12 protein-coding genes are annotated in these 13,675 nt (G+C 37.8%); 6 read left to right on the top strand and 6 right to left on the bottom strand.

What is annotated here, in order from left to right; genetic code table 11:
• Positions 1-90 precede the first annotated feature (90 nt).
• Positions 91-510: a nucleoside-diphosphate kinase gene (locus tag CNR22_02330; GenBank protein ID PBQ30656.1), complete on the bottom strand. Its 420-nt coding sequence runs from the start codon at positions 508-510 to the stop codon at positions 91-93.
• A gap of 151 nt (positions 511-661) precedes the next feature.
• Between CNR22_02330 and CNR22_02325 the strand changes: the two genes are divergently transcribed.
• Positions 662-1,582 (top strand): ribonuclease Z, encoded by a 921-nt coding sequence (locus tag CNR22_02325; GenBank protein ID PBQ30655.1) that lies wholly within the window; start codon positions 662-664, stop codon positions 1,580-1,582.
• A 34-nt stretch (positions 1,583-1,616) separates the two neighbouring features.
• Positions 1,617-2,288 carry a hypothetical protein gene (locus tag CNR22_02320; GenBank protein ID PBQ30654.1) on the top strand — a complete coding sequence of 224 codons (672 nt, stop codon included), beginning with the start codon at positions 1,617-1,619 and terminating at the stop codon, positions 2,286-2,288.
• Between the two features lie 113 nt (positions 2,289-2,401).
• On the opposite strand, the gene gldG is transcribed toward CNR22_02320, so the two are convergent.
• From gldG to CNR22_02300, 4 genes are read right to left on the bottom strand one after another with little or no spacing between them, the layout of a single operon-like run.
• On the bottom strand, positions 2,402-4,114 hold the full coding sequence (gene gldG / locus CNR22_02315) for a gliding motility-associated ABC transporter substrate-binding protein GldG (GenBank protein PBQ30653.1): 1,713 nt from the start codon (positions 4,112-4,114) through the stop codon (positions 2,402-2,404).
• The gene (gene gldF, locus CNR22_02310) at positions 4,108-4,848 is read right to left on the bottom strand and encodes a gliding motility-associated ABC transporter permease subunit GldF (GenBank protein ID PBQ30652.1); all 741 of its coding nucleotides are present in this window, start codon (positions 4,846-4,848) and stop codon (positions 4,108-4,110) included. Before gldF ends, gldG begins: the two co-directional genes overlap by 7 nt.
• 31 nt (positions 4,849-4,879) lie before the next feature.
• Positions 4,880-6,046, bottom strand: coding sequence for a hypothetical protein (locus CNR22_02305; GenBank protein PBQ30651.1), 1,167 nt, complete (start codon positions 6,044-6,046; stop codon positions 4,880-4,882).
• The gene (locus CNR22_02300) at positions 6,046-6,792 is read right to left on the bottom strand and encodes a monofunctional biosynthetic peptidoglycan transglycosylase (GenBank protein ID PBQ34788.1); all 747 of its coding nucleotides are present in this window, start codon (positions 6,790-6,792) and stop codon (positions 6,046-6,048) included. Before CNR22_02300 ends, CNR22_02305 begins: the two co-directional genes overlap by 1 nt.
• Before the next feature lie 89 nt (positions 6,793-6,881).
• Here CNR22_02300 and CNR22_02295 point away from each other — a divergent pair, with 89 nt between their 5' ends.
• The 4 genes from CNR22_02295 to CNR22_02280 all read left to right on the top strand — a co-directional run bounded on the left by CNR22_02295 (position 6,882) and on the right by CNR22_02280 (position 11,732).
• Entirely contained in the window at positions 6,882-7,367 is a 486-nt protein-coding gene (locus tag CNR22_02295) for a hypothetical protein (GenBank protein PBQ30650.1), read from the top strand.
• 121 nt (positions 7,368-7,488) lie between these two features.
• Complete coding sequence (locus CNR22_02290) at positions 7,489-10,380, top strand: excinuclease ABC subunit A (protein PBQ30649.1); 2,892 nt, start codon at positions 7,489-7,491, stop codon at positions 10,378-10,380.
• A 119-nt stretch (positions 10,381-10,499) separates the two neighbouring features.
• Positions 10,500-11,399 (top strand): molecular chaperone DnaJ, encoded by a 900-nt coding sequence (locus CNR22_02285; protein PBQ30648.1) that lies wholly within the window; start codon positions 10,500-10,502, stop codon positions 11,397-11,399.
• Positions 11,400-11,444: 45 nt separating this feature from the next.
• Positions 11,445-11,732: a MerR family transcriptional regulator gene (locus CNR22_02280; GenBank protein PBQ30647.1), complete on the top strand. Its 288-nt coding sequence runs from the start codon at positions 11,445-11,447 to the stop codon at positions 11,730-11,732.
• Between the two features lie 356 nt (positions 11,733-12,088).
• Here the strand turns inward: CNR22_02280 and CNR22_02275 are convergent, their stop codons facing one another.
• Complete coding sequence (locus CNR22_02275; GenBank protein ID PBQ30646.1) at positions 12,089-13,642, bottom strand: hypothetical protein; 1,554 nt, start codon at positions 13,640-13,642, stop codon at positions 12,089-12,091.
• Between the last annotated feature and the right edge of the window lie 33 nt (positions 13,643-13,675).

Here is a 13,675-nt window from a genome sequence, read left to right as displayed (position 1 = left end):
TGGTTGCTTTCCCAATTTCTTTGGTAAAGCCAAAATGCAAAAACCCTATTCTCGTGAAAGAATAGGGTGGATTTTATAATGGAAAAAAATTTAGAATCTCTCTAATTCAGAGAAGAAAAAATTAGATTCAATTTGCGCATTTTCGTTGCTGTCACTACCATGCACAGCATTCGCAGCAATAGATTTAGCGAATACTTTACGAATAGTTCCTTCATCGGCTTTGCTTGGATCTGTTGCACCGATAAGTTGACGGTAATCTGCTACAGCGTTATTTTTTGACAAAATAGCTGCTACTATGGGACCGCCGCTCATGTACTCAGTAAGTTCACCGTAAAAAGGACGCTCTTTATGAACTTCATAAAATTTTCCGGCTTGTTCTTTGGTTAAACGCATGTATTTCATTGCAAGAATTTTAAATCCTGCTTTATTGATCATCGCTAAAATTGGTCCGATGTTGTTTGCTTCAACAGCATCTGGTTTAAGCATTGTAAAAGTGATATTTCCTGTCATTTTTTCTGTTTAAGGCTGCAAAAATACTTAAAAAGCCTTCGCTATGCAAATATTAAGGGAGCGCTAAAGCAATTAAATGCGGTTTTTGTTTTAGGAATGTGTTTAGGTATCTTTAGCCAAGTAATTCGTTTATTAATATGATTATTGTGCGATGAGTGTCCAGACGTTTGAACTCCTTATTTTAGGATCCTCTTCTGCAAGTCCTACTTCCGAAAGAAATCCCAGTTCGCAATTACTCAACATTGCCGAGCGTTATTTTTTAATTGATTGCGGCGAAGCAACTCAAATTCAATTACGCCGTTTTAAGGCCAAGTTCCAGTCTATAGATCATATATTTATTTCACATTTACATGGGGATCATTTTTTTGGCTTACCTGGCTTGCTAAGTAGTATGCATCTTCTGGGACGAAAACAGGAGTTAACAATTTACTGTCCTAAAGAGCTTAAGACGATTATTGATGCGATTAATAGCGTTTCACAAACACGTTTAAATTATCCGATTAAATGGGTTTTCACTCAGGATGATGATCTGCATCTCATTTTTGAAGACACAAAAGTGGAGGTTTATTCTTTTCCTTTAAAACATCGCATTTTTTGCACAGGATTTTTATTTAAAGAAAAACCTTTTCCCCGTAAAATAGATAAATACAAATTAGAAAAGTTTAATATTTCTATGGCAGACATACATGCTTTAAAAGCGGGAAAAGATGTGCTGAATTTGGATGGCGAACTTATAAAAAATGAAGATGCGACTCTGGATCCTGCGCAGGCCAGAAGTTATGCTTATTGCAGTGATACCATTTTTGATAAAAGTTTAATTCCTTTTATAAAAAACGTAAACCTGCTTTACCACGAGTCTACTTTTTTGGACGATAATCTGGAGAGAGCTGCTAAAACCTATCATACCACTGCAAAGCAAGCTGCCGAAATTGCAAAGTTAAGTGAGGCCAAACAATTATTGCTCGGACATTTTTCAGCTCGTTACCGCAACCTGGATGGTTTTCTCAGCGACGCCGAAGCTATTTTCGGAGCCGCTATGTTGGCAACGGATGGTAAAAAAATAAAAATTTAACACGTGTATAACTTTGTTATTGTATCTTTGTACCATGATCAAAGTACTTATAGCAGATAAAAATTTTTTGTCACGTGTAGGGTTAGAACTTTTAGTTGGAGAATTAAAAGGCTTTGAATTAGTGCCCTCTGTTTGTGGAGATAAAGAAGATCTTATCAATCAATTATATCTTTCTAAACCCAATCTTTTAATTGCCGATTTCGTTGCTTTAGGCATGTCAGGTGAAGAGTTAAAAGTGCTCGTAAAAAAGTATTCACGCACAAAATTTTTAATCATTACCGAGTTACTTTCTAAAAAAGAATTGAATGCTGTTTTAGAAAGCGGTGTTACCAGTTTTTTATTAAAAGACTGTGATAAAATAGAAATTCTCGAAGCTATAAATTCAACAATTAAAGGAGAGAAGTTTATCTGTGGAAAGATCATTTCTTTCTTATCTGCAAGTCCTGAAATTGTTACCAATAATTCTTTTATTAAATCTCTTGGGTGCGATGGGGTTCCTGTTACAGAACGTGAGATCGATATTATTCGCGGCATTGCTGAGGGTCTATCTAACAAACTTATAGCCGATAAATTAAAACTTAGTACGCACACTGTAAATACGCACCGCAAAAACATCATGAATAAACTAGGTGTAAATAATACGGCAGGTGTAGTAATGTTCGCTGTGAAAAATCAGTTATTGGAAACGAATTTCAGTTTGACCTAGTTCTCCACTACTGCAAACCTATCGCACTAACTGGCTCAAAAAAATCTTAACTCTTTTGCCCTGCCCGAACTGACACAATTTTGTGCCCTGTCCCGATCGCACTACTATATCATTTACGCTGAATATTTTCGTTTGCGAATGTAGAATTGTGATATTGCAAAAGCGATAACCAATAACAAAGGAACTGCTACGTTTATGAACTGCCATTTGTGGCGCTGAAGGTTGATTTTCTTCTTATCCAACAATCTTAATTTTACTTCTCTTGAACGTAATTGCAACATGCCTTCATCGTCCAATAAATAATTTACGCAGTTCACTAAAAAAGTTTTATTGGCAAAAGTTTGTTGTGTGTTTCTGTCGAAGCCAAGTGGAAGAACTTCTCCTGTACTGCGGCGGTATTCGTTCTTAGCCACGTCGCCATCAGCTACCACAATCATTTTGGTGGCTTTACCGTGATCAATGTGTTTAAAATTGCTATCGTTTAGAAGAGCCGATGGTAAACGGTTTTCTACAAAACTCGTGAATTCACCCTCCAACAGGCAAGCAATTGGTTGGTAAGAATTAATAAACTGAGATTCCTTCAACTTCATTCTTGTCATGGCGAGAGAAATACGTGCAGGGGCCGGCTGCGTTTTTGTGTATTTGGAAGTTTTTAAGAGAATTGTTTTTTTAATGTTTTTAGCCGAAGCAATGGTATCGAGTGTACTAAGGAAATCGAATTTTATAAGATCGAGGTTTTTCACGATAGGGTGATCAATATCCGGTAAAACAAGTGGCGAATAGACCCATGGCAATAATTCCATTTTAGATTGCCCTTTAAAGCCTGTATTGATTTTTAAATAACTGCATTGGATGTCCTGCACCATAATATTATTTAAGCGCACGCCATATTTGTAAAGCATTTGCTCCAGGTTTAAAGGACGGGCTAAACCAATGGTAAAGCCTCTTGCGAGAGAATCCTGATTTGTAAGCAGGGGATCTATTAGCCACAAAACTTTACCGCCTTTCATAATGTACTGATCGATGGTGTAAATTTCCTTGTCGGTGAAAGCACTGTCTGGCTTTGAAATGACGATCGCGTCACTTCCCTTCAAAGAGGAGAGTTCCCGTCCCGGTGTTATGGTCGTTTGATTTACATCGTAGTATTCTGACAAGGCTTTCATGAAACTATATTGTTGTATAGTATCGAGTTCGTGTTGCCCTTGAATAAACGTAACCTCAGGACGTTTTGTGCGTTGTAATTTTCTAATAGAGTTGGTGAGACTGTATTCTAATTCTTCAACACTGTTATTGATGGAAGTTTCTATGTCAATTCCTGGTGTCTGGCGTGTAAAAATTTGCCATACAGCTTCTTTGCCTTTATAGTTTACAATAGCACCTGGCCAAACGCGGTTTTGAGTTGTTTTGTCTTTTCCGCGTAAGGTGATTTCTTCCGGAATAAGTCCCTTTTCGTAAAGTTGTCTTTCAATGTTATTTTTTTCGTCACCTGTTAGTCCATCGCCGGGAGTAATAAATTCGTACTGCACCTGGTTTTTTGAATAAGCGCGAAACTCATCCAGGATTTCGCGGGCTTCATTTTTTAGTCTTGTAAATCCCGGATCAAAGTCGCCATTTAAGTAGACTTTCAGATAAACAGCATCATCCAGGTTTCCTAAGAGTGTTCTTGTAGATTCTGCAAGGGTATAGCGTTTTTCTGAAGTCAGGTCAAATCGTTTAAAGTAAAACGATCCCACAAAATTAAGAAGTACAACAATAACAAGAAGTATCGCCAGGGAAGTTATATCACGGCGTTTGTTGGAGGTCGTTATTTTCTTTTCACTTACCATTTTCTGCTTTCCAAAACTAAACGGGTGAATAGATTAAACAAAGTAATGACACTTAAAAAATATATAATATCGCGTGTATCCAAAACCCCGCGGCTCATGCTGGTGTAATGATCATTGATGCCAAGACTTTTAAAGAAAGCGTCGTATTTTCCAAATACACCACTCTGAGCAATGTATTCAAAGCCGATGTAGCAGAAAAAGCAGAGAAGCATTGCTATTATGAAAGCAATAACCTGATTTTCTGCAATTGCCGAGGCAAAAATCCCTATAGAGACAAAACCTGCACCCAGAAAAAGCAGTCCGATAAAAGAACCCCACATACCGCCCGTATCCAGGTTGCCTTTTGGCGCACCAAGCACGTGAACACTGTAATAATAAATAAGTGTAGGAAGGAGCGAAACAATTACTAAAGTAAAACCTGCAAAATATTTTGCAAGTACGATTTGTAAATCGGTGAGCGGTCGTGTTAAAAGTAATTCTATGGTGCCATTTTTTTTCTCTTCAGAAAAAGAACGCATGGTAATGGCTGGAATTAAAAATAAATAAACCCAGGGAGCGATGAAAAATAAAGGATCGATGTTGGCGAAACCATTGTCTAAAATATTATAGCCACCACCCTCGGTAGGGATAACCCACATAAAAATACCTATGAGCGTTATAAACACACTGATAGCGATGTAGCCAATCAGGGAGCTTAAAAAACTGCGTATTTCTTTTAAATAGAGGGTAAACATAAAGTGCAAAAGTACATATAAAATTCTGGTTTTACTCTTCGTCTTCTGCCTGAAGCGACTCTGCTTTGTTATCCAGAATATCGTAAACCTTATAGGTTTGATAAGCTGAACGGTTTAACTGATTACTTAAGATGATTACTGTTAGTGTATCTTTTAACCGGCGGTGAAATGAAGAACGGTACCCATGCCACCAACCGTTGTGATAGACTTCTTTTTTATCAGGATCCTCATAATTTTTTAATCTCCACCCGTAACCGTAGTTATTTATTTTTTTTTCTTTACTGAAAGCGGTGTATGCAAGTTCTTGTGTTTTAGGCGAAATGATTTTGTTTTGGTATAAGGCTTCGCTGAAGAGAAAAAGATCGAAAGGGGTAGAGTAAATACTTTTATCGCCTAGTACATAATCGCTGGCATCAAAAGCTACCGGTCTCCAACGTGTATCGTAAGGCCTGGTTATGTTTATTCCCTTTAAATCAATGTCTTTAATAGTAGCGGTATTTTTCATACCCAGTGGTTTGAATAATTCTTCTTTCAGAAATTGCGAATAACTTTTACCACTTGTTTTTTCAATGAGCAGAGCAAGTAAAGCATAATTTGTGTTACAGTAATTAAAACGGTAATCAGGTTTCAAGCATTGTTTGGTGTTTTTGGCAACAAACTGTTCATACATTTCAATATTGTTCATCTGGTAGTTTGGCTTACAGATTTCAGTATTTAACGTGTAGATATAATTAGGTAAACCCGAACGGTGATTTAAAAGATCTTTCACATTTACATTCTCGTAAGGGAAATCGGGAAAATAGAATTTAAAAGGTTTGTTGATATCGATAATCTCTCTTTCGTGCAGCATTAGCACCGCCGTAGCAGTAATAACTTTAGAAACGGAGGCTAACTGAAACATGGAAGAGTCGGTTAAGCGGTTTTGTGTTGATTTGTCGAGAATGCCCAGCGATTTTTTATAGATCACTTTTCCTGCGCGCGACACCAGGACACTTCCGTTGAAGATGCCTTTTTTATTCATGTCGGTAAAGAAAAAGTCGAGCTTATTGGCAATAATTTTTTGAGCAGCCGTTAAATTAGAGGAAACATCCGCTTGTGCCGCTTTTCCAAAAACTTTTTTTGCTTTGATGACAGTGGAAGAATTTCCACCGTTTAAAAACATTACCAATAAAATAATCAGGACATGTACTTTATTCATTATTTTTTACTTTTCTGGTTTTTACTTTTGTTATCTGCCGCACTATCATCATCGTTGTATTTATCGTAATCCAACTGATTGCCCCAAAAGCTCATTTGTTTTTTAATCCATTCTTTTCTCCTTGCAATATAAGCACTCGGAGGGTTTGCTACAAATTTTCGTGGGTTGGGAAGAATCGCGGTAATTGCGGCACTTTCGTCTTTGCTTAGTTTTTTTGCCGGCTTTTTAAACCAATATTGAGCGGCTGATTCTGCGCCATAAACGCCGTTACCCATTTCAATACTGTTTAAATAAACTTCCATGATCCTTTCTTTACTCCACATTAATTCGATTAGCAAGGTAAAATACACTTCAAAGCCCTTTCGAATATAACTTCTGCCAGGCCACAAAAATACGTTTTTTGCTGTTTGTTGCGAAATTGTACTACCTCCTCGTAATTTCTTTCCTTCTTCGTTAGCTTTCATGGCTTTTTCTATAGCCTTGAAATCGAACCCGTAATGTTTCAGGTAATTTTGATCTTCGCTACATACCACTGCCAGCTGAAGTTTAGGAGATATTTCCTCAAGGCTTACCCAATCGTGTTTAAGAGTCATGGGTTTACCGTCAGATTTTTGTTCCACGCAACGAATAAGCATCAGGGGTGTAATGGGTACAGGAACCCAGCGGTAGAGCAGGGTCGAGCCCATGGTAAGAATAAGGAATGCGATAACAATCCTTAACACAATTTTGAATATCTTTCTTAGCAAAAACACTGTTTAACCTGCAAATCTATTCGTAATTTTAAAGACTAAACCTTAAAAATCGTAAAGGAATTAACTATCGATTCTTAATTACTATGTCAAATAAATGGATTTACCCGGTAGGGCTTGTTATTGCAGTATTTGTGGGGTTTTTCATTTACCAGAAATACCGCGTGGCGCCAACACTAAATCTAAATTCACTAAATCTGGTAGACCTGGAGGGAAGAAGTGTAAAGATGGATTCTTTTAAGGGAAAAAAAGTGGTTTTGTGTTTTAGTGCCTCCTGGTGCGGTAACTGCAGGGAAGAGTTAGGGGTGATGAGTGATATAAAGGACAAAGATCTTTCGGATGTTGAGGTTGTAGTGGTAAGTGATGAGTCTCTAGAAAAAGTAGTGGATTTTAAAGAGAAGTATCCTTTTACTTTTTTAAAAATGAATAAGCATTTTAACGAGATTGGAATTAATTCGATTCCGACATCCTACATTTTAAATACAAATTTAGAAGTGAAAAAAGAAACAGTTGGCTATCTTAACTGGAAAGATCCTTCGACGCTTCAGCATTTAAAAAAGTTGATGGAGTAGGTTGGCTGGAGTACATAGTTAATAGTCGGCAGTTATTAGTTTGAAGTTAATAGTGGAGCGTAAATTAGGAGATCGATTTTTAGGCAGGGGGTTCTAGGGTTGATGGTATTAAAAAATTTAAATGGAAAAAATTAAAGATAAAAAAACAAATGTTGCTTCGTTGAAAGAAGAAGGTAAACAAGATATTACAAAACTAAGTCCTAAGGAATTTATCATCATTAAGGGAGCGCGCCAGCATAATTTAAAAAATATTGACGTGGCGATTCCCAGGAATAAAATGATCGTGATCACTGGGTTGTCTGGATCTGGAAAATCTTCTTTGGCGTTTGATACACTTTATGCAGAGGGACAGAGGAGGTACGTAGAAAGTCTTTCAGCCTATGCAAGACAGTTTTTAGGCCGTCTTGAAAAACCGGCGGTGGATTATATAAAAGGAATTTCACCTGCAATTGCTATTGAACAAAAAGTTATTTCGCGTAATCCAAGAAGTACTGTAGGGACTATAACGGAGATTTACGATTATTTTAAATTGATTTTTTCACGGATCGGTAAAACTTACAGCCCTGTTAGTGGTAAGCAAGTAAAGAGACAAACCGTTACTGATGTTGTAAATTTTATAACCGCTCTAAGTCCTGAATCTAAAGTTCTGGTGCTTTCAAAAGTATACGAGAAAAAAGACAGACCCTTTCAAAAACAATTGCAGTTACTCGAACAGCAGGGATTTTCGCGCGCGATTGTCAATGATAAAGTACAACGTATAAATGAAATCGACTTTAAGACTACTAAAAAAACGGCCGAGGTTTATTTATTAATCGATAGACTTGTTACGGCACCTGAAGAAGAAGACTTTGTGAACAGAGCTGGAGATAGTGTTCAAACTGCTTTTCAGGAAGGTGAAGGAGAATGCCTGGTTTGGGTAGAAAAAGAAAACGGCGCCTACGATAAAAACACTTTTAGCAATTTATTTGAACTCGACGGAATAACCTTTGAAGAGCCTACTGCTAACTTTTTTACTTTCAATAATCCTATCGGAGCTTGTAAAACCTGCGAGGGTTTTGGAAGTATTATCGGTGTTGATCCAGACCTTGTAATTCCTAACAAGAGTTTATCCGTTTACGAAAATGCCATAGTTTGCTGGAATGGAGAAGTAATGAGCTCCTATAAAAATCAACTTCTTAAGAGTGCGCATAAATTTAATTTCCCCGTTCACAAACCTATAGTGGAGCTTTCTAAAAAAGATTATGAACTATTATGGACAGGTAATCAGTATTTTGATGGTTTAACGGCTTTCTTCAAAATGCTGGAGAAAGAAACTTACAAAATTCAATACCGTGTTATGCTTGCGCGTTATCGTGGTAAGACAGCATGTCCTGATTGTCACGGTACACGTTTGAGGAAAGATGCTAATTATGTTCTTATTGATGGTAAATGTATAAATGATCTGGTATTATCGCCTGTAAGCGATCTTATTCCGTTTTTTAAGGACTTAAAATTAAACGAACACGATACAAAAGTTGCAAAACGGTTGCTTATTGAAATTAGCAATCGCCTGCAATATTTGATGGATGTCGGATTAGGATATCTCACGCTAAACCGTGTTGCTAATACTTTAAGCGGCGGCGAAAGTCAAAGGATAAACTTGGCGACACAACTTGGAAGTACACTTGTTGGAAGTTTGTACATTCTCGACGAACCAAGTATTGGACTGCACCCGAGAGATACAGAGCGCCTGATAAAAGTGCTGCGATCTTTACAACAACAAGGCAATACGGTTATTATCGTGGAACACGATGAAGAAATTATGCGGCAGGCGGATGAGTTGATAGATATTGGTCCGGAGGCCGGCACTCATGGTGGCCATTTGGTTTTCCAGGGAACGCATAAAGATCTTTTGAAAAATAAAAGTGGGTATACTTCTAAGTACCTTACCGATCAATTGAGAATAGAAATTCCCACGGCTCGCAGAAAATGGAAAGAGTATATTGAGGTTAGAAATCTGAACGACAACAATTTAAAAAATGTCAACGTAAAATTTCCGCTGGGAGTATTGACTTGTGTAACGGGTGTGAGTGGGTCTGGAAAGTCGACACTGATTAAAAAAGGATTAATTCCTTATATGCAGCGTTATTTAGATGGGTATTTCGATAGCGTAAACGCAGATCATTTAATTGGCGGAAGTTTAAAACAAATAAAACAATTAGAATTTGTAGATCAGAATCCTATCGGAAAATCTTCGCGAAGTAATCCTGTTACCTATATAAAAGCATTTGATGAGGTGCGTAATTTGTTTGCAGACCAAGGGCTCGCCAAAACGCGGAATTATAAACCTGGATTTTTTAGTTTTAACGTAGAAGGCGGGCGTTGCGAAGTTTGTCAGGGTGAGGGTCAAATAACCGTGGAAATGCAATTTATGGCCGACATTCAACTGCAGTGCGAAGGCTGCAAGGGCAAACGTTATAAATCGGAAACCCTTGAAATTCTTTACAAAGGAAAATCTATTTCAGATATTCTGGATTTAACGGTAGAAGATGCCGTAGAACTTTTTAGCAAGGATGAGGATAACAGAACTGCAATAAAAATAACAGAGAAATTAAATGCCTTACAAGCAGTGGGTCTGGGATATGTTCAACTAGGGCAAAGCAGCAGTACCTTAAGTGGAGGAGAAGCACAACGTATTAAATTGGCAAGTTTTTTAATCCAGATAAACAATACTTCGCCAACACTTTTTGTGTTTGATGAACCTACCACAGGATTACATTTTCACGATGTGGCCAAGCTTTTGAAATCGTTTGATGCTTTGTTAAAAAAAGGCCATTCGATCGTTGTTATTGAACATAACATGGATGTTGTAAAGTGTGCAGATTGGGTAATTGATATGGGGCCCGAAGGCGGGGAACATGGTGGCAATGTTGTATTTGAGGGAACTCCGGAAGATCTTGCGAAAACAAAAAAAGGTTATACGGGAAAATATATTTCAGAAACTTTAAGCAGCACAAAAAAAATTAAGAATTAAACGCAGTATCAAGAGGAAATTGAAAAATTCTGGAAAATAAGTGTTCGTAATTTTAGTCTACGGCACTAATTTTGACTATTAAATTTTCAGCGAGTAAATAAACTAAGAATAAACAAAAAATGGAATTCATAGATTATTATAAGGTATTAGAAATAGACAAATCGGCCAGCGAGGCCGACGTTAAAAAAGCTTACAGGAAACTTGCGCGTAAATACCATCCGGATGTTAATCCAAATGATGAGTCAGCCAAACAAAAATTCCAAAAAATAAATGAAGCCAACGAGGTTCTAAGCGATCCTGAAAAACGTAAAAAATACGATCAGTATGGCAAAGACTGGCAGCATAGCGAAGCTTATGAACAGGCCCGTCAACAGCAGCAACAAAGTTACGGTGGTCAACGTTCATACCAGGGCGGGGGAGATTTTGGCGGCGAAGATTTTTCAGATTTCTTTTCATCGATGTTTGGTGGTGGCGGCTCTTCTTTTGGAGGAGGCAGAAATACAAAATATAAAGGTCGTGATATGAATGCAGAATTGAGTCTTGATCTTAAAGATGTTTTTACAAGCCAAAAACAAACTATTACCGTTAATGGGAAGAACATTCGTATGACTATTCCTGCGGGTCTGGAAAACGGGCAAACTATTCGCATTAAAGGCCATGGAGGCGAGGGGGCTAATGGAGGTCCGGCGGGTGATTTACTTATTACCTTTTCTATTAAAAATAACACCGCATTTAAACGCGATGGCAGTAATTTGTACAGCAATCAGGATCTTGATTTTTATACCGCAGTTTTAGGTGGCGATGTTACCATAAATACATTTGACGGGAAGGTAAAACTAAAAGTTCCTGCAGGAACGCAAAGTGGAACCAAGGTTAAATTGAAAGGAAAAGGATTTCCGGTTTATAAAAGTGAGGGACAGTTTGGAGACCTTTATGTGACTTATCAGGTTAAGGTGCCTACTAATTTATCAGCGAAAGAGAAAGAATTATTTGAAGAACTTCAAAAACTCATGAAGTAGATCTTACGATGGCTATCGGGACACTTCATCATAAAATAGGAAACAATGAAAAATGAGCAACTTGTAAGCCTTGAAAAGCTTTGTAATCACTATAAAATTGAGACTTCTTTTATTCATTCGTTAAATGAGTACGGTCTGATAGAAATTACCCGCATTGATGAACTGGAATGCGTTGATGAAGAGTATCTTTCTGACCTGGAAAGCATGATGAACCTGCATTATGAACTGAATGTCAATATGGAAGGAATTGATGTTATCAACCACCTTCTCAAACGTATGAAAGAGATGCAAAAAGAGGTGGTAATGTTAAGAAATCGTATAGATCATGAATAATTATTTTTAGACCCAACCTCTCTTTAGTTTATGACGTATTAGTTTTAAAGACCTAAAAGTCTGGCATGAAAATTGACTTTATTATTTAAAACCTATATATCATGGAAGCAACGCTAAATTCACAAAATGAAAATCAACCCAATTCATTCGGCGGTAACAACAATGAAAAGTCAGACCTTATGAAGTATTTCGAATACCAGGTTAAAGACGCTTATTGGGCTTACAAAGATCTATTAAAAGAAATTTTCGAAAAAGACAGTAACGAAGCGGAAGCTTAATAGTTTATTGGGAAACTTATTCCCATTGTGTTGCTTTGTATAAAAATTCCAATTTTTATAGAGCGTAAAAACACCCTTCTATTTTATTATTATTCGCCTTGTCCTGAATTCAGCATTATGAGCTGTATAGAATTTCAGGGTATAAATTCCTTCCTTAAAATTAGTCAAATTAATTCTGTTATGTTCAGGTAGTAGTTTCAATGTTACTCCTGAAATGTCAGTGATCTCGATAGCGCTAATTGGCTGCTGATCTGTAAAATATAAATAGTCTTTTACAGGATTTGGCCAGATTCTGACAGTTTCTACTTCGTCTTTATTTAAATTTGTACATGCGTCTAAAACCAGCATTACTGTTGAGGAGGCACTACAGCCATTGGTGTAAGAGATTGTTGCAGAGTAACCGCCACTGCCGGCTGGTACGAATGTGATCCAGCCACTGGATGGAGCTGGGAAAGATTGGTAGTAAGCGTTAGGTCCTGTTACAAAAGTAGAGAAATTTTCGGCAGCTGAAAAACCGAGGGTTACAGATTCTCCTTCACAAAGGTTGTTGGCACTAACGGTTGTAAACTTCACAAGGTTCTGCACATCTATATATACCATTAAGGTTAAAGTACAGCCCGGAGTATAAGAAGTTGTTGCCAGATAAATTCCAGTACTATAAGGTGAAATAACAATTATCCCGTTAGCTGGGTTTGAGAAGGATTGCGTGTAGTTTCCCGGTCCGGCTACATTCACCGAAAAATTTACTGTGGGCGAAAAAGACATGGCCACCGATTCTCCTTCGCAAATACTTGTGTCACTTACGGCAATTAGGTTTGCGGGCGGCAGGATATGAAACGCAAAAGTACTTGTAAAGGTTTGTTGCAGAGAGGTAAGAGTATTGGTACCAGAAACCGTTACTGTATATATTTGCGATACTGGAGTACTCAAAGTAAAGAAGGGACTGCTCTGAATCAGATTTCCTGGATTAAGGGTAAATGAAGTATTACTCCAGCCCAAATCATTCACCATGTAATTGGTCGATTTGTTAGGACATGTATAAACGTCGCCATTAAAAGCAGTGTTGCAATTCAGACTGGCTGTGCCAGTGCTACTAAACGTCAGTGTAGTATTCACGCCACTATAATTATCTAACAAAAGGATAAATTGATCGCCCGAATTTACGTTGAGAGCAGGTTCATAGTTAGAGGAGCTCGCGCCGACCGGAAGGTTACCAATGCCTGTGCCACCTTCCATAGCAGCGTTCCAATTGCAGCGCAGAGGGGGAAGTGTATTATTAAGAATTGCAGAGCAGGTAGTGGCTGAATAGGGCCACAGAATCCAGTCATGAAAGGAAATTTGCGGGTTGGGGCTGGTACTGTCACCTATGGAAAATCCTAGAGACCCTGAGTTGGCTACAGTAAAAATCATCCAGGTGGGATTTACCGCTCCACTCTTTAAACAACCGGCATTCGGAGGAAAGGGATCGTTAACAGGATTGCTGATGGAGAGCGTGTTAGATACGCCAATACCGCCGCCCGGACCCACATTAAAAGTGGAATTATTACAGATAGTACTTGCGGTGTAACAGGTGTTTTGAGCATTTTTATACAGTGAGCAAAGTAAAAACACTAGCAAAAGAATCTTCGTCATGAGATGCAAACTGATTTGGTGAGAATAAAGATA

Source organism: Sphingobacteriaceae bacterium, assembly GCA_002319075.1.
GTDB lineage: Bacteria > Bacteroidota > Bacteroidia > B-17B0 > Aurantibacillaceae > Aurantibacillus.
Note: the sequence above shows the minus strand (reverse complement) of the source record. Positions and strands in the feature narration are given on the sequence as shown.